The following is a 23,088-nucleotide window of genomic DNA, read 5'->3' on the forward strand; positions in this document are numbered from 1 at the left end:
GTCTTTTGCCGATGGGAATGTGGGCAACAGTCGTTACAACAGGCTAATAGCTAGTATTGTTGGTGTGACTAATGCCACGACAACGTTACACGCTAAATAGGCTGGCCGCTTGCCAATTTCAAAGCCGTAAACAAATGCACCAATACAACTAACAATTGCCAATGGCATTGTAACAAGCGCCCAATAGGCATTTAATGGCAATATTTTGAATTGGATTAATACCGCAATGAGCGCGAACGAAGAAAGTGTAGAAACAAGCAATATCATGCTTGCTATGGTGGCGCCACAATGAATGGGCAGGGTGTTGCGGCCATGAGCTGCGTCTGCTTCTGTGTCAGGGAATTGATTCAGTAATAAAAGGTTGTTGATTTGAAAAAAGCTGATGCCTGCAATTAGCAGCGCATCTAATGTTATTGTGTAGGTCAGTGCTAAAAAGCTTCCCAGCGTAATGATCAAACTAAAGCCAACACCCGGTGAAATAAAGCACAGCCAAGGCAAAGTGTTGAGGGTACGTGTGTATTGAATTACTACAGCTAAACCAATCAGGCCAAGCGGCAACAATAGCCAAGTACGAGTAACACATAAGTAACCGCCAATGAGCACAATAAGCACTATACAGGTAATGGCAATGTTACGAGCCCAGTTGGCTTCGCTGGGAGTTGCGACGAGCGCGCCGCTGCCACCACTAAAGGGTGTGCGTTTCGTTGCCAGGTCTAAACCACTTTGAAAATCTAGGTATTCATTCAGGGTGTTGACGGCAATATGTGCTAACAGTGCACAACTGAAAATTAGGGAAAGTACAAAAATATTGATGCCATAACCATGATCCATTGCCATACTTGCTGCCAGCCCAATACAGATGGGTGTTAACAACAGAAAAGGTGGGCGCATGGTCATGAACGCCGCTTTGACTTGCTCCATCACAGTGCTCTCACGTTAGGTTATAGAAAAAGTAAGGGGCATCCAATGATGCCCCCTACTAACCTTTAATCAAAAACTTATCTGAGGATTAAAGTATTAAGTGCTTTCAATATATTGTTGTACCAGACGCTCTAAAATATCCAGTGGCACCGCACCATTTTTCAAGACAACGTCATGGAAATCGCGTAAATCAAAGCGGTCGCCCAATACTGCTTTGGCTTGCTCGCGCAGTTCAAGTATCTTCATCATTCCTACTTTATAAGCGGTTGCTTGACCTGGCATAACGATGTAACGCTCAATTTCTGAGACAACGTCAGACTGCGCCATACCAGTATTCGCTTTCATATAGTCAATGGCTTGTTCGCGGGTCCAGCGTTTGGCATGAATGCCAGTATCAACTACTAAGCGTACGGCTCTAAATAGCTCTGCTTGCAAGCGTCCGATATTATCAAACGGATTTTCCTGGAAACCTAATTCCCATGCGAGCTGCTCAGTGTAAAGCGCCCAACCTTCAGTGTAGGCAGTAAATGGCGAGATTTTGCGGATAAAGGGTAAACCTTCTAGTTCCATTGAAATCGCAATCTGGAAGTGGTGTCCTGGAATGCCTTCGTGGTAGGCCAAAGTGCGCATGCTGTAAGTTGGCGTTGCTTTGATGTCGTAAAGATTGGCAAAAAAACGGCCAGGGCGTGAGCCATCGATCGCCGGTTGTTGGTAGTATGCGCCTGGCGAAGTTTTTTCTTTAAACTCCGGAATACGAACAACTTCCATCCCAGCTTTTGGACGAATGCGGAACGCGCTATCTATGCCAACTTCAATTTCATCAAGAATTTTTTGATAGTCTTTCAGGATTTGTGCGCGACCTTCGTCACTATCTTCATAATAAAAGCGCTCATCTGCTGCGAGTGCTTCGATTGCTTGACTAAATCCTTGGCTCGTATCGAAACCTTCATTCGCTAAAATTGCAAGAATTTCAGCTTGAATACGCGCGACTTCCGATAAACCAATCTGATGAATTTCGTCGGCAGTGTAGTCTGTGGTGGTGAAAAACTTTAATGCGGCTTGGTAAGCTTTGTCGCCGTCAGGTAATCGCCAGAAACCTGCGTCTTCTCCTGTACGCGGTTTAATGCGTTCAAAATACTCAATAAACAAATCATAGGCAGGGTAAACATAATCGATAATATTGCGCTCTGCACTGGCGAGAAGTCGGCTCTTATCTTGCTCGTTAACATCTGCAGCGTCATCAAGCTTGGTTTTTAGCGAGGTGTAAAGGATATTTTCTTGTGCTGGCGTGGCGACAAATGTGGTCATTTCATCCAGTACGCGATCGACAACAAAGCGTGGCGGTAATATGCCTTTTTCTTCACGAAGTTGAATACCCGCTAATGTTTGTGCAAATTTAACACGCACAGCTTCAAGTCTTGCGAGATAATTTTCAGCATCTTCAACACTATGTACTTGGTGTTGTGCTTCCATAAAGCTTGGGTAGCCATTTTGCACACCAAATAATTGGTTAACAGGGTAGTTGTGGTAGCGGAATGGCTCAGATTGCTCGCCAAACTCGAGTAAATACAAGGTAATTTCTTTTGACAACTGATCGCTTTCTGACAAGCTTTCGTCATCGTAACTTAACAGTACTTCTTTGATCTTTGGCAGCTTTTCGTATAACTCATCAGTGCTTTGAGGGCTGTTGTCATCGAGCTTGGCATTGTGCCCCTTGATGCCAAGTGACTCTAAAAAGCCAAGTGACGTGAGTGTTTCAGGGCTTTCAAAAGCAAATTGGATCAGCGTGCGATCCAGAAAAGCGCGAAACATAAATGGTTTCTCTGCTTTCCATTCATGCGTGGCAAAGGCTACTGCGGCGATCAGTATGACCAGCAGGCCGAGCAATAGGCGTTTCAAGAATGTTTTTATCATGGTTTTACTCTTTATTGGTTTTTTATACTTCTTTTGAGTCTAGCCAACTTAGCCTAGCATTTTGCATTGCCTTGAGTACATAAATATCAGCGAGTTAGCCCTCGTATGGCAGACTAAATTCAATGGCATAGTCATGCATCAAACTTATAAACTCCTATTCATTTATATCATTGGTATTTGTCTGACGAATAACTAGTATCTTAATACCAAATTGAATAATTATTTGACCACTCAGCGAGAATTTAAAGGCTCATAGACAAGGCTTGGCGTGCAGAGAATGGTTATTCCCTTGTCAAACGGCATAACGCAGTATATGAGCTTTTAAAACTCGCCCGTGGGAATGCATAAGCAGCATGATAACTGCACAAAATTCAATTGATGTAGAGCAACTATATCGTCATAAATTTCGTTTGTTCTAATGCTGCTTATGTCATTCTGAGAGACTAAATAATTAGTCAAATTGGTATAACAATACACTAGCAGCCTAGCTGCTTTAGGCAAAAACTCCTGGGGGCGAGAAATGAGTGAATTAGTAAAGCCAGAAGCGAATATCGAAAATATGACGCGGGGTAGCCAGCAATTTGGCGTACCTAAACCGCCTGTGTTTGAAGATAAAATGGCGCAACGTCAATATGATAAGCAGCGTTTAGCATCAGCATTTCGCGTATTTGCAATGAAGGGGTTTGATGAAGGGTTGGCAGGGCATATTACCGTGCGCGATGCCGTTGAGCCGGATACTTTTTGGGTCAATCCATTGGCTGTGCACTTCTCGCAAATTAAAGCGTCAGATTTAGTTCGTGTTGATCACAAGGGAAATATTGTTGAAGGGAACTATGCCATCAACAATGCGGCATTTGCTATTCATTCACGTATCCATGAAGCGCGCCCGGACGTGAATGCTGTTGCTCATGCACACACCACATACGGGCGAGCTTTTGCTTCATTGGGCATTAAGTTGGCGCCAATTTCGCAAGACGCTTGTATGTTTTATAACAATCATGGCGTATTTACAGAGTTTACTGGCGTTGTAGCGGTTACTGAAGAGGGTGATTTAATCGCTGAGGCGCTAGGGCAAGGAGCCGGTGTGATATTGCAAAATCATGGCCTGCTTACTGTTGGCAAGTCGGTTGATGCTGCAACGGCAAACTTCGTGATTATGGATAGCTGTTGCCATAGCCAATTATTAGCACAAGGGGCGGGTGAGTTAACCTTGATCCCAGAGCAAGTAGCGGCACAAACGCAAAAAGTGAATGGCTCTGATTATGTGACTTGGGGCAATTATCAACCAATGTACGCACAAGCGCTTGCGTTAGATGATAGCTTTTTAAATTAGAGCATATAGCTTGGGCTATGGCTAGAGCGTATTAGCGGCGACTGGCAATGCGCTGGTCGTCGTGATATTCCACGACTTGATTTCGTCCTCCATCTTTAGCACTGTAAAGCGCAATGTCAGCACGACTAACTAGCTGATTTGGCCTTAATGATTCCAAATTATCACAAATGATAAACCCGACGCTGACGGTCACCACTTGTGGCGATTTTCCACTGAATTCATGAGGAATGGCAAGGTCACGTATTTTTTGGCAGATTGCATTTGCGGCTTGAGTACAATAGTCGCGATCGGTATTGCTCAGCATGACAATAAACTCTTCTCCGCCGTAACGCGCAATAATATCACTTGGCCGCTTAGTGATATCGGAAACATTGAGCAAACTACCGATATTTTTCAAGCACATATCACCCATTAAATGGCCGTAATGATCGTTGTATTGCTTAAAGTGATCGACGTCGAACAAAATAATTGCTAACGATTTATTGTCACGTAAGCACCGCTGCCACTCTAAGCTCAACTGATTGTCGAAATGGCGGCGATTGTATAGCCCCGTTAAACTATCGGTGATTGCTAGCATCGCCAGCTCCTCATTGGCTTCCGACAGCTCTTTTTGCATTTTTTCTAAATCTGCGGTGCGCTCTTTTACCCGCTGTTCAAGCTCAGCATTGGTTTGTTCGATTCGGTTGCGATGTTGTCGCTGTAAGTGAAAAATCAATTTGAGCAGTAAGAGCACCATGACCAGAGATATGCTCAATACTTGAATAAAAGTGTTGCGGGTTTTGTAGTAGGGCTCTAACGCCTCTTCTACGTTAATTTCCGTTGCAATCCCAAATTGAAACTTATGATCCCAAATCCAAGCACCCATTACAGGCACGCCGCGATAGTCTCGATAACCTTCGGTATTGGTGCCGCTTTTACCTTGTGTTGCTTGTGCGGCCATCAGCGTAAGGGGTCGTTGTTCGTAATGTAGCTTAGCTTTATAGCCTTGTGTTAAGTCGCCGCCGGGATCTTTAATTAGTACGTTAAAACTGCTGCTTTGATTATCGCTAATTATGTTTAGATCGCGCAGTTGTTGATCAAAGCGGCTTTCGGTAAGTAAAGTGCCTGACTTGTCAAAGGCATAGGTTTCACCTGTTTCACCAATGCGGCCAATGGTGGTAACGCTAGAAAAATACCTTCTCGGATTGATGCGTAGCGCCAGAGCAGCAATAACCTGTTGCTGACTGTCAAGCATAGGGGCAACGATAAACATTGTCGCTGCTTCTTTATCGGCTTTAATCGGTGGAATAAAGGTGGTTTCACCATTAAAAACTTTGGCAAGCAGCTCTGGCTTATGGCGTGCAATAATATTTTCACGCCCTAAGCTATTGTTATCCATTGCCGCGATATTGGCGTAATCAGGAGCGATGATGAAGAAGCCCTGATCGCCAAACTTGCGAATAATAGGCAGAATAAATTGCCTAAACGCTCGCAGGTTTTCACTATCTGCAAGTGGAAAGTCGCTGTGGTATTCGTATAGGATTCGCTTGGTTACGGCTACGATAGCGGCTGTTTCTGCAATGCTAGAGACGGCAAAACGACGTTGCTCAACGAGTATTTGATGGGCCTCTTGTACCGTCAGTAGCAAGGTTTGCAAGTTGTCTCTGATCTGCTCTGTGGTACTTACTTTAATTTGTTTTAGGGCAAAAACAGACAATAGAATCACGGCACCCATGAAGGTGGTGATAAGGGTAATAGCGCGGATACTTTGTTGCTTGGGGTGCTTAGGTTGCTGCACGCATTACATCTCTTGCCTCGATACGCCGCTCTACTATAGCACTTTTAGTTGGTGATAATATATTCAAAACGCATAAAAAAGGGCACGCTAGACTCATTAAGTAATAAGTCGCGTACCCTTAGTTTTTCGCTTTGCTGATAAAGCGTTTTGGTCTGCTTGTTAAATCGCGATAACTTGCTCGCTATAAACAAAATCCAAAATGCCCATGGCGGCTTTTCGGCCTTGGTCGATAGCGGTTACAACAAGGTCAGAGCCAAGTACCATATCGCCACCAGCAAAGATATTATTTGCGCTTGTTTGCAGGGCAAACTCGCTGTTGTCTGTGGCGACTACGCGGCCTCGTGCATCAACTTCGACACCCGCGTCTTTCATCCACTGCGGCGGGCTTGGTAAGAAACCAAATGCGATTACCACAGCATCAGCTTCCATCACAAACTCTGAGCCTTCAATGGGCTCTGGGCTGCGGCGGCCATTTGCATCTGGCTGACCCAGTTGGGTTTTAACAAAGCGCACGCCAATCGCATTGCCTTGTTCGTCAACCGCAATATCAAGTGGTTGTAAGTTGAAGGCAAAGTTAACGCCTTCTTCTTTCGCATTCTGTACTTCTCGTGGTGAGCCCGGCATATTGGCTTCATCACGACGATAGGCACAGGTAACCTCACTTGCCCCTTGACGCACTGAACTGCGAACACAGTCCATGGCGGTATCACCACCACCGAGTACAACAACTTTTTTGCCTTCGAAATTCACATAAGGTTTTACGTTCTCTGTAATCCCCATAATGTGCTGCGTATTGCCAATAAGGAAGTCGAGAGCATTGTATACGCCACTGGCTTGCTCGTTTTCGAAGCCACCTTCCATATCGGTATAAGTACCCATGGCAAGGAACACCGCATCGAATTCTTGGCATAACGTATCGAATTCAATATCAACACCAATATTAGTGTTTAGTTTGAATTCAATGCCCATACCTTCGAAAATTTTGCGACGGCGAATAACAACGTCTTTTTCCAGTTTAAACGCTGGAATACCAAAAGTTAGCAGACCACCAATTTCTGAATGCTTGTCATAAACTACACAGTCGACACCATGGCGTGTTAAGACATCAGCACAGGCAAGACCAGCAGGGCCAGCGCCAACAATGGCAACGCGTTTGCCGGTTTTAACGACATGCGACAAGTCAGGTGTCCAACCTTGCTCAAAGGCCGTATCGGTAATGTATTTTTCAATATTACCGATAGTGACCGCACCAAATTCATCATTTAGCGTACAGGCAGATTCACAAAGTCTATCTTGAGGACAAACGCGGCCACACATTTCAGGCAAGCTGTTAGTTTGATGACAAAGCTCGGCAGCTTCGAATATTTTGCCTTCAGTGACTAGCTCTAACCACTGTGGAATGTAGTTGTGTACTGGACATTTCCACTCACAATAAGGGTTACCGCAGTCTAAACAACGATCTGCTTGGCCTTTACTTTGATCGCTACTGAGCGGTTGATAAATCTCAACAAAGTCAATTTTTCGCTGTTCAATAGCTTTTTTGGGCGGATCGATACGTTTTACATCGATAAATTGATAAACATTTTTGCTCATAATTCTTTACTCCACCCTTATTGCGCTTGCACGCGAAGCTCTGCCGATGAACGCGTTTGGTGACCTAGCAGGGCTTTAACATCAGTTGCTTTTGGCTTGATTAGCTTAAATTTAGGCGCGTAATTATCGAAATCGTTCAATATAGCTTGCGCGCGTAAGCTGCCCGTTTCCTCAAAATGTTGGTTAATAATGCCACGTAAGTGCTCTTGGTGAATCACTAGCTCTTCAATTGGCAACATTTCAATCGACTCTGTGTTTAGACGAATTGCCAAGTCATCCGCTTCATCAAGCACATAAGCAAAGCCACCTGTCATCCCTGCACCAAAGTTCAAACCCACTTGACCCAGAACAGTAACAATACCGCCAGTCATGTATTCACAGCCGTGATCGCCTGTGCCTTCGATAACGGCATGCGCACCCGAGTTACGTACACCAAAACGCTCACCCGCACGGCCACAGCCAAACAAGCGACCGCCTGTTGCACCGTACAAACAGGTGTTACCCATGATCATGGTTTCATGGCTTGCATACTCAACGCCTTTAGGTGGCTTGATAGTTAACTTACCACCGGTCATGCCTTTACCAACATAGTCGTTAGCGTCACCGGTTAAGGTCATTTCTAACCCGCCAGCGTTCCAGACGCCGAAACTTTGACCCGCAGTGCCTTTAAGGTGAAGTTTAATTGGGTTACTTGCCATACCTTGATCGCCATGATGTTTAGCAATTTCACCCGAAAGTGCTGCACCGACTGAGCGATCAGTATTGTTGATGTTAAATCTAAACTCCGCGCCTGTTTTATGGGCAACAGCATCGCGAGCAGCTTCCACCAATTGTTGATTAAGCTTGCCTTCATCGAACGGAATGTTAGCTTCCGTTTGGTGAAGTGCTGTGTGCTTGCCTGCAACCACAGGGGCAATAATTGGCGACAAGTCCAGTTTTTGCTGCTTGGCACTAATACCTTGCAGCGGCACGAGTAAATCAGTACGGCCAATGATGGCAGTTAGGCTTTCAACACCCAGCTTAGCTAAAATTTCACGTACGTCTTGTGCCACGAACTTGAAGTAATTCATCACTTGCTCTGGTAAGCCTTTGAAGAATTCTTCGCGTAACACTTCATCTTGCGTTGCAACACCAGTAGCACAGTTGTTTAGATGACAAATTCGTAAGAACTTACAACCTAAGGTGACCATAGGTGCAGTACCAAAACCAAAGCTTTCAGCACCTAAAATAGCTGCTTTAACAATGTCTAAACCTGTTTTTAAGCCGCCATCAACTTGTAAACGCACTTTATGGCGTAGACCATTTTCTACCAGTGATTGGTGCGCTTCCGCTAAACCAATCTCCCATGGACAGCCAGCGTACTTCACAGACGTTAATGGGCTAGCACCTGTACCACCGTCATAACCTGAAATGGTGATAAAGTCAGCATATGCCTTAGCAACACCTGATGCGATCGTACCAACACCTGGGCCTGATACTAATTTAACCGAGATTACCGCTTTTGGATTAACTTGCTTCAAGTCGAAAATTAGCTGAGCTAAATCTTCGATTGAGTAAATGTCGTGATGTGGTGGTGGTGAAATTAGCGTTACACCAGGCACAGAAAAACGCAATTTAGCAATTAGTGGCGTAACTTTGTCACCCGGTAGTTGACCGCCTTCACCCGGTTTTGCACCTTGTGCCACTTTAATTTGTAGCACGTCAGCATTGACTAGGTAATGCGGTGTAACACCAAAACGACCCGAAGCGATTTGCTTGATACGTGAGTTTTTCACGGTACCAAAACGGCGTTCATCTTCACCGCCTTCACCAGAGTTAGAGAAACCACCTAAGCGGTTCATGGCAATCGCTAACGCTTCATGTGCTTCAGGGCTTAATGCACCAATAGACATTGCCGCGCTGTCAAAACGCTTGAATAAGTCTGCGTCTGATTCGACCTTTGAAATATCAATCGCTTGCGTGTCATCTTTCAGTGCTAACAAGTCGCGTAACGCTGCGGTAGGGCGATTATTCACTTCGTCGGCAAACTGACGATAATCGCTATAGTCACCAGTTTTAACCGCATTTTGTAGGTAACTTACTACATTTGGGTTAAACGCGTGGTATTCGCCGCCATGCACATATTTGAGTAAACCACCGTGGTCAACTTTTTGGTGTGGTAAAAAGGCACGACGGGCTAAGTTGATATTGTCTTGCTCGATATCGCTAAAATCAGCACCTTGCAATCTGCTCGGAATATCCGGGAAACAGGTTTGCATAATGTTATCGTTAAGGCCAATCACTTCAAACAAGCCAGCACAACGATAACTGGCAATAGTTGAAATACCCATCTTAGATAAGATTTTTAATAAGCCTTTATTGATACCGTTTCGGTAATTTTCAATGGCTTGACGTGCAGGGATTCCAAGTTGACCTTTGTCGACCATTTGTTCAATGGTTTCAAACGCTAAGAATGGGTAAACCGCTGTGGCACCTAAGCCAAGTAGCACCGCAAACTGATGTGAATCACGAACCGATGCTGTTTCAACAATAATATTGGAATCGCAACGAAGCTGCTCTTCAACCAAACGTTTTTGTACAGCGCCTACTGCCATTGCCGCTGGAATAGGTAATAAACCAGGGTAAATTTGACGATCTGACAACACTAAGATAACAGTGTTCTTGTTGCGCACAAGATCAGTTGCTTCGTCACATAAGCGCTGCACTGCTGCTTCTAACCCTTCTGCTGGGTCATAGTTCAAGGTCAAGGTATCTGAACGATAGTGCTCTTGATCTAATTCGCGCAGTTGTTTTAACCCTGTATACATTAATACAGGGGTGTCGAAAATAATGCGATCGGCATGGCCAGTAGTTTCATTAAAAACGTTGTGCTCGCGGCCAATACATGTTGCCAATGACATTACATAACGCTCGCGCAATGGATCAATTGGTGGGTTGGTTACCTGCGCAAATTGCTGGCGGAAGTAATCATAAAGTGTTCTAGGCTTACTTGATAATACTGCCATCGGCGTATCATCACCCATTGACCCCGTTGCTTCCTGACCATTCTCGGCAAGCACTTTAACCACTTGATTGATTTCTTCATAGCTGTAGTTAAATAGCTTGTGATATTGCGCCATCTCGCTGTCGTCAAACATACGAGTGCCAATTAGGTTGGCTTCCAGTTGATCAAACGGTACTAAGCGGCGAATGTTTTTATTTAACCATTCACGGTATGGATGGCGAACTTTTAATTCATCATCAATCTTGTTTGAGTCGAAAATGGTACCTGTATAGGTATCAATCGCCAGCATTTCACCTGGGCCAACTCGGCCTTTTTCAAGCACTTCATCTTCGCCGTAATCCCAAATGCCAACCTCTGACGCTAGGGTAATAAAGCCATTACGGGTAATGACGTAACGGGCTGGGCGAAGGCCATTGCGGTCAAGATTACAGGCAACATGGCGACCATTGGTCATCACGATACCAGCTGGGCCATCCCACGGCTCCATGTGCATGGAGTTAAATTCGTAGAAGGCTTTTAAGTCGTCATCCATGGTTGGATTATTCTGCCAAGCAGGTGGCATTAATAATCGCATCGCACGGAAGAAGTCCATGCCGCCAGCTAAAAATAGCTCTAGCATATTGTCTAGTGACGAGGAATCCGAACCACTTTCGTTAACAAACGGCGCTGCATCTTGTAAGTCTGGTAATAATGGTGAATTAAAGCGGTAAGTACGTGCTCGTGCCCACTGGCGGTTACCTTTAATGGTGTTGATTTCACCGTTGTGTGCTAAGAAGCGGAAAGGTTGCGCTAGGTGCCATTGTGGCGAGGTGTTTGTTGAGAAGCGCTGATGGAAGACACAAATAGCGCTTTGCATGCGAATGTCAGCCAAATCTAAATAAAAGTTTGGCAGGTCAACCGGCATCATTAAGCCTTTATAGATAGTAACCTGACAAGATAGGCTGGCAATGTAGAATTTCTCGTCGCTAATGCGCTTTTCGGCACGGCGTCTTGCCATATATAAGCGGCGCTCTAAATCACGGTTACGCCAGCCTGGCGGTGCATCAACGAAAATTTGTTCAATAGTTGGTAAATTACTAGCGGCGATTGGGCCAAGAATTGATTTGTCAGTAGGGACAACACGCCAACCAACAATAGTCAGTGTTTCGCGGCTTAATTCTTCTTCAAATATTTTTTTCGACGCTGCGGCAAGCTCTGGGTCAGTGTTAAGAAACACCATACCGACCCCATATTTTCGGCCTAGCTGCCAACCGTTTTCTTCAGCAATGGCACGGAAAAATGTGTCTGGTTTTTGTAGTAATAGACCACAACCATCACCCGTTTTCCCATCGGCTGCAATACCCCCCCGGTGCTGCATACGATCTAAGGCGCTAATCGCAGTTTTTATTAATTTGTGACTTGCTTCACCTTTTTGATGAGCAATTAAACCGAAACCACAATTATCCTTTTGTGTGTTGGGATCATATAGCTGCATTATTGTTCTCCAAGCATTTTACAATTCGCAGATACGAGGCTTCAGGCACGAATAATTAGGTAATAATTGTGAATAAATATACCTGAATGCATTATGAGCGAACCATAGACACTAACGACAAATATACATTCCGTCAACATTTATAGAGTATTTGCTCGTAATTAATTTTCATAATAATCGGTATTTTTATGGCTTATTTATCGCTTGTTGCGCCATTTTAAAACAATGGTTGCACAAAAGTTGAATAAATGGTCAATGATGGGGCGTGTATGGGGGAGCGCTTACATATTCTGTAATTTTATTACATAAAAGGCGCGTTGCCAGTTAAGTTAGGGGCGCTAGCTTGATGACGTGATGAAAATTAATTTTATTCATATTTATAACGAATAAGTATATCGAAATTTGTCGATATTAATAAACAAAAAAGCCTGCTTCAGCAGGCTTTTCATAGAAACGATTTCTGGCCAGCTAGTGGCTTTATTTAGCTTTATGCTTGATAGCCGTCTTCAACGCCTTTGGTGGTGATACTCACTGCGTTGTGTGCGTGTAGGGATTCAAGGTGATTTACTTTAACCCAGAAGTCATCATACTGCGTAGCTTGATTCATCGTATGCTGCAGTTTGCGCGCCGCATCTTCACAGAACATCAGGTTCTGACCGTTTAAGCGGGCAAACTCTTGCTCGTCTTCTCGTTTAACTGCGGCTTGTACAGGTGTTTGTAACGTGTCTTCAATCGCATCAACTAGGTCACTGATCGGAAACTCTGTGACCGATGAGTTCAGTTTAACTTTTACTTTGGCAATAGAGCGCTGGCTGTGTGGTGTGGCGACAACGCCTTCAGTTGTGCCGAGCCATTCATGTATTGTTTGCTTGTCGATACTGTCTTGTTCATCAAACTTATTTAAGAAAGCTTGCTGTATAAGCTGGCGAGCTAACGCAGCAGAGCAAGGGCAAGTGGACGAGTATCTTACGTCGATTGCTAGTTCAACTGACAATTGCCCTTTGTTTAACTGGCCAGTTAATACAACCGGGTAGGCTTTCCAACCTTGTTTGCCACTGATTAGCGATTTACGGCGCATGTGATAATCAAAGTGAATGGCGACTTTTGCTTGGTCGCTTAGTTCTTGATGAGAGCTAATAAAGCCATCGAGCAAGGCCGCAAAGCTTTGGTAATTCAAGGTATTGTTATTGGATAATTCGTCGAGCAATAAATATAGGCGCGACATGTGAATACCTTTTGCCTGTGCCTCTTTCAAATTCACAAACGCATCAATGTGAGCTGACACCATTCGCTCTGGCTGGTCTTTAGAAGCCACCATTAAAGGCATTTCAATATTGCTCATTCCAACCCAATCTAACGTCCCTTCGGTTTGGGCAGTGGTGTGATTGGCGATGTCTGGCATTGATGTTGGCATTAGTTCTCCGCAATCTCAGTAGTAAAACTTAATAAGCTACTCAGGGCGTGTTGATCTTTCAGGGTTGGTTTTGCAGAAGCTGCCCTGCGGGTTCATCTAAACACTTCCTGCTCATTGTTGCTCGCTTTTTACATAGAACAACTATGCGACAAAACGAGCACCGCGATCAGAAAGTGTTTAGATTGAACAACATTCAACCTCAAAAAATCAACACGCCCCTGTCAGCGTAACCAGCCTAGAACCAAAAACCACATAAAAAGTATTGATTTGAGGGCTGTTTTCGCTAATAAAATGGGCGGCTATTCTGAACGAAAATCCGGCTAAAATCAATATCTGTAGCGGCATTCTCATGAGTAAAGGTGTAGCATTTAATGAATTTAGATTTACATTAAATACGCTTGCGATTAGGCTGTGTGGTGATACGAAATAAGAGGAATAAAAAGCACTATGAACCAGCCTGCAACTATTGATAAATCGCTAATTCAAGGATATTTAGACAATTTAGGGGGCACGGTGGTAGCGCAGATGCTTGCGCTTTATCAGAAGCAATCTGGCGTTTACATTGGTGAGATTGAAGCTGCGATCAATGAGCAAAGTCAATCTAACTGGCAAGAACGTTGTCACAAAATGAAAGGTGCTGCGGCAAGTGTCGGCTTACTAAGTGTTCATCAGTTTTTAGTGGCTATTGAAAAATCGACAGAAACTTGGCCACAAAAAAGCGAGCACCTTGCTCGCTTAAAAATTGATAATACCGCCGCTATTGCTGATTTTAAGCAGTGGCTTGAAAGCTTGTAAGAAGCTTTTTTACAGCCTAAATCTAAACCCCAAATAAGCTTAGCTAAAGCCAATCTAAACTTTGGCTAAGCGTCGATGCTACCAACGAAACGGTAGCCTTCACCATGGATGGTATTGATTAGCTCTGGCGTTTCTGGAATAGATTCAAAGTGTTTACGCAAACGACGAATGGTAACGTCAACCGTACGGTCATTTGAGCGTAAGTCGCGACCCGTCATTTCCTTGATTAATTGCTGGCGAGAAACAATTTGCCCAGCATTTTCAATCAACAATTTAAGTGCACGATATTCACCACGAGGAATTGGAATAATATCGCCAACGGGTGTTGTCATCTTGCGTGAGTTACCGTCAAGTGACCATCCGTTAAAATTGATAATTGCACCGTCAGTGTCAGGTTTTACATGAGTAATACGGCTGAGGATATTGCGTGCACGAATGGTTAACTCTCTTGGGTTAAATGGCTTAGTCAAGTAATCGTCTGCGCCAATTTCTAGACCCAAAATTTTATCAATGTCACTATCACGACCAGTTAGGAAAATAAGTCCCATATCGCGATTGTTAGTCAATTCTCTAGCCAGCAACAAGCCGTTCTTACCAGGCAAGTTAATATCCATGATAACTAAGTGTACTTTTTGTTCTCTTAGCTGAGCGTCCATCGAATCGCCATCAACAGCTTCAGAGACTTGATAGCCTTCTGCTTCGAATAGATTTCGGAGGTTAAAGCGTGTGACGTCTTCGTCTTCAACGATAAGGATATGGGCTTTTTGCATTTTTTGTCCGTTTACTAACTGGTATCTATGCTTAGTATTGTTTAACTAGCCTTATATAGTAACTTAATCGCTAAAGTTAAAGGCTGGTGTTCGTATTTTTTACTTTAGTCTTTAACATTTTAGCAAACAATATAGGTGACTTCATCCGTCACATGGTTACAGAAAGTAATCAATTAGTTAAATTTAGGCATTTCGGTTAATTGTGCAGGGAAAGCGATCTCAAATTGTACGCCTTGCGTTGGTTCAATATCGAATTGAATATGGCCGCCAAGCGCTTGGGTGACAAGGTTATAAACTAAGTGTAAGCCTAAACCACTGCCACCTTCGCCGCGTCTAGTTGTGATGAAAGGATCGAAGATCTTGGTTTTGATCGACGGCTCTACGCCTTTGCCATCATCTTGGTAATTAATGTGCAGTTGGCCACTTAAATACATCACATTGATTGTGACAGTTCCACCATCACTATCTGCAAAACCGTGAATGATGGAATTCACAATCAGGTTGATCAATATTTGGTTAATCGGTCCAGGCTTGCTAATAACCGCTAAATTTTCACTGCACTCAATTTGAAAATTCACCTTTTTCTGTTTGAGTTGTGGCCCCAATGACAAGATCACCTCGTCAATCAACTGCATAACGATAAATGCGCTATCTGCTTCATTACTTTGGTTTACTGCCACTTGTTTGAAGCTAGAAATTAAGTCTGCAGCACGATGTAAGTTGCGTGTGACAATTGCCAGGTTCTCTTCACTTTCCGTCAGAAAACGGCGCAGTTGACTCGCTTTTAGGGTTTTATCGTTAAAGGCGGTATGAACTTCATTTAAGCGATCAGATAGCAAGCTCGATGCGGTAACGCCTAAACCTATTGGGGTATTTACCTCATGAGCAACACCTGCGACCATATCGCCTAACGAGGCCATTTTTTCACTTTCGACTAGTTGCCCTTGGAACTGATGAAGCTTTTCTAGCGTAGATAGCAACTCTTGGTTTGAATCTTTCAGCGCGTCAGTGCGTTGGCTAACTTTATCTTCCAATTCGTGGTTAAGTTTTAAAATCTGTTGCTCTGCATTTGCTTGTTTTTCTATATGTCGCTCAATGCGGTTGAGCATGACATTTAAATCATCGGCAAGTAATTCAAACTCTTGGTTTTCCATGCCGTTAACACGAACACTGAAGTCTTTTTTCTGCGATACATTGCGTATCGCTATAAGCAATCGATTAATCGGTGTAATCACCGAACTGTACATAATATTGGTGATGAGTGCGCCGATAATCAGCACTAAAATATAGCCAATAGATAATGTGAACCAGGTCGTTGTTTGCAGTTCATGGTAGCTATTTGTATCAAGCTGCAAGTAGGCATAACCAATTAGCTTGTTATCGACATTGATTGGGTTGATATATTCAATAATGCTATCGGTAATGATGGGCGCTTGATATTTTTCGATACTCGCAGTTTTCTCTGGGATAGCAGGGAAGCCTTGCTTATTGTAGCTGGCAAAAAAGTTCAGCTCTTGGTTTTCAAAGCGATAGACGTGAACGTAATTAAAGCGAGGTAAATTTGAAAGTCGCTTCATTACCTCTTGATATTCACTGTAGTTGTCGGTTTCGATGAATGCTACCGCACGGCTACTTATAATGGCTGCGCGCTCTTTAATATCTTGTTTTAGCTCTGCGCCAAGGTGATCAAAAACAAAATATGAGACAACCAAGTGTGCGAGAAAAAATGAGCCGGTTACAAAAGCCAGCATTAATAGATTCAACTTACGACGAATTGACTTAGTTTGCACAACTTGGTTGGAATGCATAGTTTGGTTCGAATGCATAGGCTGGTTGGAGTGCATAGTTTGGTTCATTACTAGATTTTAACTACCTATCTTAGTGCTTATTCGCCGTTTTTAATGCTCAATTTTTAACTTGAGCACGTGTCGTAGGCGCAAAGTAGCATGGGTTTATATCTACGATGCTTTTTCAGTGAATATCAAAAGGTCAGCGCTCGTCAATGTTTTATTCTTTATTAAAGTTAATTTATACCAATTTAGTTAACGACTGACGCACTGTTTTTTTTTCACGCTTGCCAGTAATAACTACACTGAAGCGAAGTAGACAGCAAAGCCACGTTGATTAACCGTGGTTTGTATTTGTTTAAAACCTTCAGCCAAAATAGGTTGGTATTTTAAAAAGCTATTTGCCACCACAGTTAAGTTACCACCTCTAACTAATCGTTTCGGACACTCACGCAAAAACGTTTCGGTTGCAGCATAATGCGTCTTCAAGCCTTGATGAAACGGCGGGTTAGTGACGATATGTGAAAATACCCCGTTAACTTCACTTAGGCCGTCTGAGGCAAATACCTCGCCTGCTAAGTTATTTACTTTTAACGTCTCTTGCGTGGAAGCAACTGCCAGTGCACTAATATCGAGGGCGGTAATTTCTGTTTCAGGGTATTGCTTGGCTAAGTAGGCGCTGATCACTCCGGCACCACAGCCAAAATCAAGCAGTTTGCCTTGGTAACTTTTTTTCAGTAATTGCTCGGTAGGTAAATTTTCTAATAGAACTTGTGTGCCTTTGTCTAGTTGCTTTTGGCTAAACACGCCCGGCAGTGCGGCAATGTTAAGTTCAATACCGGCAACCGAAAGCGGGTAGTAGTGGAACCAATCGGCAAGGGAAAACTGATAATCACCACGAATAAACTGACCAGCGAATAAACTGCAATGGCGAGCAGAATCGAGCTTATGACAATGGCTAATATAGTCTTGGCTTAATTTTGCTGCTGATTTGATGCCGCCTTTGTTTTCACCAACAAACAGCACTCGTGCATCGTCTGTTAAATGTGGAGCAAGCATAGCTAGTGAATAAGCAAGCTCTGCTTTGCTTTTCGGGAAGGCAATCATCGCTAAGTCATATGCGATATCTTCTTTGTTTTGCTTAACTTCTTCACTTTGTTTAGCTTCGTTGCTATGTCTAGTTTCTTGGCTCTGCTCAGCGGTTAAGTGCGTACCAAAGCTGTAGCTCAACTTTGAACTTGGTTGGGCAGCCGTTATTTGCGCCAATTGATCCGCAGCTAGCTTGTTATTGGTGAAATAATGCAATTGGCACTCAGGATATTCATCAAGCCATTCTTGATATAGCCCGTCGACGGGGAAGTTAACTAACACTGCCCGCGTACATGCTAACTCGTCGATATTGCGAACCAGTACTTGAGATAAATTCGATAATGCCATGTGATGTCCAACTTGCCTCGCGTTAGACGCTAATCGTCAGCGTTAATACGTTGCTTACCTAGGTTGATGATAGCCAGCTTAAGCCGAGTGTGAAACTGCTTCTTGCCGACACAAATTGCCAAAATTCGCGGACTACAAACTTCACTAAAATCGCGCGAGGCCGCATTTTACGTGATTGATAAAGCAAGGTATAGCGGTGTGTTGACATTAGAGCAAATATTCGATGTAATGAGCCCGTCCTTATTCCTGCGCGGTGGTGTGGCTCGTCAAGCTCATACCATCGCGATGAAAAGGGCCAGAAGAGGAGCGTTAACCAGGTAGTTAATGTCAGGAGATCAAACTCCAGTGACCATTAATGAGGGGGATTAACGCCGAGACTAATACATTTTTGATTGATGTATTGGTCGGTTGCTCAGGCTGAATCCTGACAACTGTCACCCATTAGGTGGAGAGCTTCTGGCCTTTGTTGAACTGCCTGCGCTTTTTGCCGTGGGCAGGGAACAAATGCCGATAAGTTCTCCGAACGAAGTGAGTTCGAGAGACATGAATCCTGAAACTTCTAATTCATTAGCTAACGCAACCTTACCCAAATTCCCATTGTGGACTGCGTTGGTTACCCCTTTTGCCGAAAGTGGCGCTATCGACTTTGCCTGTTTATCGCGAATTGCTCGCGAACAAGCAGCCGTCGGCAATGGTTTGTTACTGCTTGGTAGCACTGGCGAAGCAATGGCGCTCAATGCTGAGCAACAGTTTGGTATCGTAAAATACGTAGCTGAACTTGGCCTTGATGTGCCGATCATGGTCGGTGTTGGCGGCTTTCAATTAATGCAACAGCTAGAATGGATTGAACGCTGTAACCAGCTAAATATTGACGCCTATTTACTTGGTGCGCCCTTGTACGCTAAGCCTGGGCCTGTTGGCCAAGAGCAATGGTTTACCGCTTTGCTTAATGCTGCCAACAAGCCTTGTATGCTCTACAACGTGCCGTCGCGAAGTGCGGTTACTTTATCGGTTGAAACCTTAGCGAAGCTGCAAAATCATCCAAATTGTTGGGCACTTAAAGAAGCCAGCGGTGATATCGCGCAATTTAATCGCTACCGCGAAGCCTGCCCTAAGCTTGCGCTTTTCAGTGGTGAAGATGCCATGATGCCTGAGCTGGCTAAACTTGGTGCTGCTGGCTTAGTGTCGGTTGCTAGTAATGCTTGGCCATCAGCGACAAAGCTCTATGTTCAACAGTGTTTAGCGCATACCGAACTTGATAACGCGCTTTGGCAGCAAGCCGTTGATGCGCTATTTACCGTTGCAAATCCAATCCCTGTGAAAGTGTTAATGCATGAGAATGGCGAGTTAGACTCCGCCGCTTTGCAACCCCCACTTACCCATTTCGAATTGTTAGATAAACAGCCCTTGATTGAGGCAAACGATGCTATCGACGCTTGGTATCGCGAGCAAACGCAAGTAACGCAGCCTATACAAGTTACTCAACAGGCGCGTGAAATTCCATTAGAGAAAAACGAGCCGCTAGCCAAGCAAAGTGCTTAGTTTTAGTACTAATAATCGCTGCTAAAGGCGCGATCATCAAACTAACAATTAACCCCAAACAGAATTCAGAATTAAAGGTAGAAAAATGACTAATTGGCAAGAAGTTTTACAACAAATGGAGCGTGGTGAAGTACGCGCGGCAACCCAAGACGAGCAAGGTAACTGGCACGCTAATGTTGAAGCCAAACAAGCAATATTGGCGGCGTTTAAAGCGGGCGAAAACACCGAATTTGGTGGTATTTATGAGGGCTTTGTTGATAAACACAATTTACCGGCACGTCAGTTTACTCGCGATGATGCGGTACGCTTAGTACCAGGTGGCTCATCGGTGCGCGCTGGCGCCTATGTTGCTCCTGGCGTGATTGTTATGCCACCGGCTTATATTAACGTTGGTGCTTATGTTGGCAAAGGCACCATGGTTGATAGCCATGCACTAGTGGGCTCGTGTGCGCAAATTGGTGAAAACGTGCATTTGTCTGCCGCAGTGCAAATTGGTGGTGTGCTTGAACCCGTGGGTGCGAGCCCTGTGATTGTTGAAGATGGCGCCTTTTTAGGGGCTGGTGTGGTTGTGGTTGAAGGTGTCGTGATTAAAAAAGGCGCGGTGTTAGCGCCAGGTGTTTCGCTGTCTGCTTCTATTCCTGTGTTTGATTTAGTCAATAATCGCCGTTTAGAAAAAGGTGAGCCAATTCCAGAGCGCGCTGTTGTTATTCCAGGTACGCGTCCGGTCGGCGGTGAATGGGCACAGTCTCAAGGCCTAAACATGGCGTGTGCCTTGATTGTTAAGTATCGCGATGAGCAAAGTGATGCTTCACTTGAGCTTGAAGATGCATTGCGCTAGTCAGCGTTATTAAAGGAAATTAGGATGACGACATCAAACCTACTCTCTGACGATTTATCGCAAGCACTGCGCGCTCATCAAGGCAGTAGTCATGAAAATGGCTATTTTGTTTATGATATTGGCGCGCTCAAACAGCACTTAAATGAGCTACAGCAGCAAGATGTAGTCAAGCTTTGGTACGCGGTCAAAGCCAATCCATTATCAAGCGTTATTCAAGCGGTGGCGAAAAGCGGTATTCAGTTTGATGTCGCCAGTAAAGGCGAGCTAACGCAAGTATTATTGCAAGGAGTCGACGCCGAGAAAATCTTAAATACTGGTCCAGCCAAGTCTTACCAGCAAATTTCTTATTTTCTTCAGCAAGGGGTTAATACCTTTGTTGTCGAAAGTTACAACCAGTTGCAATGGCTGGCACTGGCTGCAAAAGAGCAAGGCAAAAAGCCAGATGCTTTACTGCGCGTTCAGCTGCGCTGGCCAGAAGGAGAGAAAAACCCGTTAGGTGGCAATAGCTTAACGCCATTTGGCTTAGGCACTGAAGAATGGGCAGGGATTCGTGCCAGTGATTTCCCAACGGTGAATATTTGTGGCTTACATATCTTCCAATGGGGCAATATGCTCAGCAACAGCCAAATGTTTTCGCTTTGGTCACAAATGGTTGAGCCGCTCGTTAGCTTAGCTGAGCGCATTGGTTTTGAGCTTAAAGTGCTAGATTTAGGCGGTGGTTTAGGGGTTGATTACCTTGAAACGGGTCAAGGAATAGACTGGCAACAAGCCATGGCTGATTTGGCGCAAATTAAAGCACAAGCAGGCGTGGAAGAACTATGGCTAGAGCTTGGCCGATATGCGGTTGCACCGTTTGGTTACTATGTTACTGATGTCGTTGATCGCAAAACTAATTTTGGTGAGGAACAATTGGTGTTGGCAGCAGGTATTAATCACTTGTTGCGCCCGGCTATCACCGACCAACCTTTCCCAGCCAAGCTGCTGAGGCCATCAAGCGAGGAAGTGCAAGATTTTCATTTGCACGGCCCGTTATGCACGAGTATGGATTGCCTTGGCCAATTGCCCTTGCCGAGCGATACCAAAGTTGGCGATCAACTGGTGTTTAATCTTGCGGGGGCTTACGGCTTTACCGAAAGTATGCCGCTGTTTTTATGCCATGAAGTGGCCGCGGAATATGTTTATGATAATCAGCTATTAACCGAAGTGCGTGCAGCACAGCCTGCCACTTGGTATATGAGATAGGAAGCGGTGATGACAAAAACAATTAATCAAGTGACCAAATCAGTACTTAATGTCGGCGAGATGGCTAGTGGCGCCAAATTGACAGTGCCGGTTTATCACTTTGCTGGCCAAAGTGATGCGCCGAGTGTTTATATTCAGGCCAATATGCATGGCGCAGAAGTACAAGGCAATGCGGTAATTTACCAGTTGCTTGAACAGCTTCGTAACCTGCATATTTTAGGTGATATCACCTTAGTACCATATGCCAATCCAGTTGGTTGTAATCACAAAAATGGTGAATACACGCTTGGCCGTTTTGACCCAATAACTGGCGTGAATTGGAATCGTATGTATCACCACAACCCAGACTTGGTGGTGCCTTTTGTACAAGATAACTTTGACGCTAGTGAGCAAGAGATCAAAGCCAAGTTCAAACAAGTGCTACTTGATGATATCGATCAGCAGCTTGATCACAACATGTATGGCTTAACCACAGGTCAGCGCATTGCTTATCAATTGCAGAAAATGGCACATCAAGCTGACTTAGTGTTGGACTTACATACCGGCCCTATCTCCAGTAAGCATTTATACTGTCCTGAATATGCCAGAGCCAGTGCTAGCTATTTCAATATTGAACACACCTTGCTGATCCCCAACGAGTTTGACGGCGCACTAGATGAAGCAACTTTTTGCCCATGGTGGTCGCTTGCCCAAGCCTATGCCGCAAAAGGTCGTCCATTGGTGCTAAATAAGGAAAGCTTTACTGTCGAACTGGGCTCACAGGAGCAAATTGATTTAGACGTAGCACTCGATGATGCCAATAGCGTACTGACCTATTTAAGCTATAAAGGCGTTATTAAAGGTGTAAGTAAAGGTGCAAATAATGGCGCAGACAGTACAAGCGAGCAGTTTGTTCCAGCGCCAATGACACGTTTTGCCTGTTATTTAAAAGATTACAAAGCCTTCTGCTCACCAATGGGCGGCATGGTCGACTATCTGGCAGAGTTTGGTGTACCACTACCAGCGGGCGAGCCACTCGCGCGTATTTTGCGTATGGATAATTACGGTGATGGTGATGCGCTGCATTATATTAGCTTAGATAAAGAGGTGATCCCGATTTTGCACTTTGCCTCGGCCAGCGTAAATCAAGGGACTGAGCTCTATAAAGTATTTACAGAGTTTTTTACGCTTTAAGGACGATGCTAACGGTTACTTTAGTCGGATATAAATCCAGCTAGAAATAAAGAAAGGGCTGATACGATAAGTAT

General features: G+C 44.3%; 14 protein-coding genes, 1 pseudogene and 1 riboswitch. Of the genes and pseudogenes, 6 read left to right on the forward strand and 9 right to left on the reverse strand.

Going from position 1 to position 23,088, the window contains the following annotated elements; all coding sequences use genetic code 11:
* Positions 1–33: 33 nt before the first annotated feature.
* Entirely contained in the window at positions 34–921 is an 888-nt protein-coding gene (locus DXX92_RS02435; RefSeq protein WP_115998973.1) for a prenyltransferase, read from the reverse strand.
* Positions 922–1,017: 96 nt separating this feature from the next.
* Positions 1,018–2,835 carry a DUF885 domain-containing protein gene (locus DXX92_RS02440; RefSeq protein ID WP_115998974.1) on the reverse strand — a complete coding sequence of 606 codons (1,818 nt, stop codon included), beginning with the start codon at positions 2,833–2,835 and terminating at the stop codon, positions 1,018–1,020.
* 520 nt (positions 2,836–3,355) lie between these two features.
* Here DXX92_RS02440 and DXX92_RS02445 point away from each other — a divergent pair.
* Positions 3,356–4,168, forward strand: coding sequence for a class II aldolase/adducin family protein (locus DXX92_RS02445; protein ID WP_115998975.1), 813 nt, complete (start codon positions 3,356–3,358; stop codon positions 4,166–4,168).
* Between the two features lie 31 nt (positions 4,169–4,199).
* Here the strand turns inward: DXX92_RS02445 and DXX92_RS02450 are convergent, their stop codons facing one another.
* The 4 genes from DXX92_RS02450 to folE2 all read right to left on the reverse strand — a co-directional run bounded on the left by DXX92_RS02450 (position 4,200) and on the right by folE2 (position 13,430).
* On the reverse strand, positions 4,200–5,945 hold the full coding sequence (locus tag DXX92_RS02450) for a sensor domain-containing diguanylate cyclase (protein ID WP_115998976.1): 1,746 nt from the start codon (positions 5,943–5,945) through the stop codon (positions 4,200–4,202).
* Between the two features lie 159 nt (positions 5,946–6,104).
* On the reverse strand, positions 6,105–7,538 hold the full coding sequence (locus DXX92_RS02455) for an FAD-dependent oxidoreductase (protein ID WP_115998977.1): 1,434 nt from the start codon (positions 7,536–7,538) through the stop codon (positions 6,105–6,107).
* Positions 7,539–7,555: 17 nt separating this feature from the next.
* A complete protein-coding gene (gene gltB / locus DXX92_RS02460; RefSeq protein WP_115998978.1) occupies positions 7,556–12,016 on the reverse strand; it encodes a glutamate synthase large subunit in 4,461 nt (1,486 codons plus the stop codon).
* Positions 12,017–12,503: 487 nt separating this feature from the next.
* Positions 12,504–13,430 carry a GTP cyclohydrolase FolE2 gene (gene folE2 / locus DXX92_RS02465; protein ID WP_115998979.1) on the reverse strand — a complete coding sequence of 309 codons (927 nt, stop codon included), beginning with the start codon at positions 13,428–13,430 and terminating at the stop codon, positions 12,504–12,506.
* 447 nt (positions 13,431–13,877) lie between these two features.
* Between folE2 and DXX92_RS02470 the strand changes: the two genes are divergently transcribed.
* Positions 13,878–14,225 carry an Hpt domain-containing protein gene (locus DXX92_RS02470; protein ID WP_115998980.1) on the forward strand — a complete coding sequence of 116 codons (348 nt, stop codon included), beginning with the start codon at positions 13,878–13,880 and terminating at the stop codon, positions 14,223–14,225.
* Positions 14,226–14,290: 65 nt separating this feature from the next.
* On the opposite strand, the gene arcA is transcribed toward DXX92_RS02470, so the two are convergent.
* The 3 genes from arcA to DXX92_RS02485 form a co-directional block, all read right to left on the reverse strand.
* Entirely contained in the window at positions 14,291–14,995 is a 705-nt protein-coding gene (gene arcA, locus DXX92_RS02475) for a two-component system response regulator ArcA (RefSeq protein WP_115998981.1), read from the reverse strand.
* 173 nt (positions 14,996–15,168) lie between these two features.
* The gene (locus tag DXX92_RS02480) at positions 15,169–16,803 is read right to left on the reverse strand and encodes a HAMP domain-containing sensor histidine kinase (RefSeq protein WP_245961382.1); all 1,635 of its coding nucleotides are present in this window, start codon (positions 16,801–16,803) and stop codon (positions 15,169–15,171) included.
* Positions 16,804–17,082: 279 nt separating this feature from the next.
* A complete protein-coding gene (locus DXX92_RS02485; RefSeq protein ID WP_115998982.1) occupies positions 17,083–18,219 on the reverse strand; it encodes a class I SAM-dependent methyltransferase in 1,137 nt (378 codons plus the stop codon).
* A gap of 291 nt (positions 18,220–18,510) precedes the next feature.
* A riboswitch (Lysine riboswitch) is annotated at positions 18,511–18,683 on the forward strand.
* A gap of 79 nt (positions 18,684–18,762) precedes the next feature.
* Between DXX92_RS02485 and dapA the strand changes: the two are divergent.
* The 4 genes and pseudogenes from dapA to DXX92_RS02505 form a co-directional block, all read left to right on the forward strand.
* Positions 18,763–19,662: pseudogene (dapA, locus tag DXX92_RS02490) on the forward strand (4-hydroxy-tetrahydrodipicolinate synthase); the annotation flags it as partial.
* A 184-nt stretch (positions 19,663–19,846) separates the two neighbouring features.
* On the forward strand, positions 19,847–20,599 hold the full coding sequence (locus DXX92_RS02495) for a 2,3,4,5-tetrahydropyridine-2,6-dicarboxylate N-succinyltransferase (RefSeq protein WP_115998984.1): 753 nt from the start codon (positions 19,847–19,849) through the stop codon (positions 20,597–20,599).
* A gap of 24 nt (positions 20,600–20,623) precedes the next feature.
* Positions 20,624–21,841 carry a PLP-dependent decarboxylase gene (locus DXX92_RS02500; protein ID WP_115998985.1) on the forward strand — a complete coding sequence of 406 codons (1,218 nt, stop codon included), beginning with the start codon at positions 20,624–20,626 and terminating at the stop codon, positions 21,839–21,841.
* Positions 21,842–21,850: 9 nt separating this feature from the next.
* Entirely contained in the window at positions 21,851–23,014 is a 1,164-nt protein-coding gene (locus tag DXX92_RS02505) for a succinylglutamate desuccinylase/aspartoacylase family protein (RefSeq protein ID WP_115998986.1), read from the forward strand.
* The last annotated feature ends 74 nt before the right edge of the window (positions 23,015–23,088 follow it).

The sequence above is a fragment of the Thalassotalea euphylliae genome, assembly GCF_003390395.1.
GTDB lineage: Bacteria > Pseudomonadota > Gammaproteobacteria > Enterobacterales > Alteromonadaceae > Thalassotalea_F > Thalassotalea_F euphylliae_C.

Bases quoted from the DNA above. Each gene is read 5' to 3' on its own strand.
- DXX92_RS02435 (WP_115998973.1), bottom strand. From the start codon at position 921: ATGGAGCAAGTCAAAGCGGCGTTCATGACCATGCGCCCACCTTTTCTG.
- DXX92_RS02505 (WP_115998986.1), top strand. From the start codon at position 21,851: ATGACAAAAACAATTAATCAAGTGACCAAATCAGTACTTAATGTCGGC.
- DXX92_RS02445 (WP_115998975.1), top strand. From the start codon at position 3,356: ATGAGTGAATTAGTAAAGCCAGAAGCGAATATCGAAAATATGACGCGG.
- DXX92_RS02470 (WP_115998980.1), top strand. From the start codon at position 13,878: ATGAACCAGCCTGCAACTATTGATAAATCGCTAATTCAAGGATATTTA.
- DXX92_RS02495 (WP_115998984.1), top strand. From the start codon at position 19,847: ATGACTAATTGGCAAGAAGTTTTACAACAAATGGAGCGTGGTGAAGTA.
- folE2 (WP_115998979.1), bottom strand. From the start codon at position 13,430: ATGCCAACATCAATGCCAGACATCGCCAATCACACCACTGCCCAAACC.
- arcA (WP_115998981.1), bottom strand. From the start codon at position 14,995: ATGCAAAAAGCCCATATCCTTATCGTTGAAGACGAAGACGTCACACGC.
- DXX92_RS02480 (WP_245961382.1), bottom strand. From the start codon at position 16,803: ATGCATTCCAACCAAGTTGTGCAAACTAAGTCAATTCGTCGTAAGTTG.
- DXX92_RS02485 (WP_115998982.1), bottom strand. From the start codon at position 18,219: ATGGCATTATCGAATTTATCTCAAGTACTGGTTCGCAATATCGACGAG.
- DXX92_RS02440 (WP_115998974.1), bottom strand. From the start codon at position 2,835: ATGATAAAAACATTCTTGAAACGCCTATTGCTCGGCCTGCTGGTCATA.
- gltB (WP_115998978.1), bottom strand. From the start codon at position 12,016: ATGCAGCTATATGATCCCAACACACAAAAGGATAATTGTGGTTTCGGT.
- DXX92_RS02455 (WP_115998977.1), bottom strand. From the start codon at position 7,538: ATGAGCAAAAATGTTTATCAATTTATCGATGTAAAACGTATCGATCCG.
- DXX92_RS02500 (WP_115998985.1), top strand. From the start codon at position 20,624: ATGACGACATCAAACCTACTCTCTGACGATTTATCGCAAGCACTGCGC.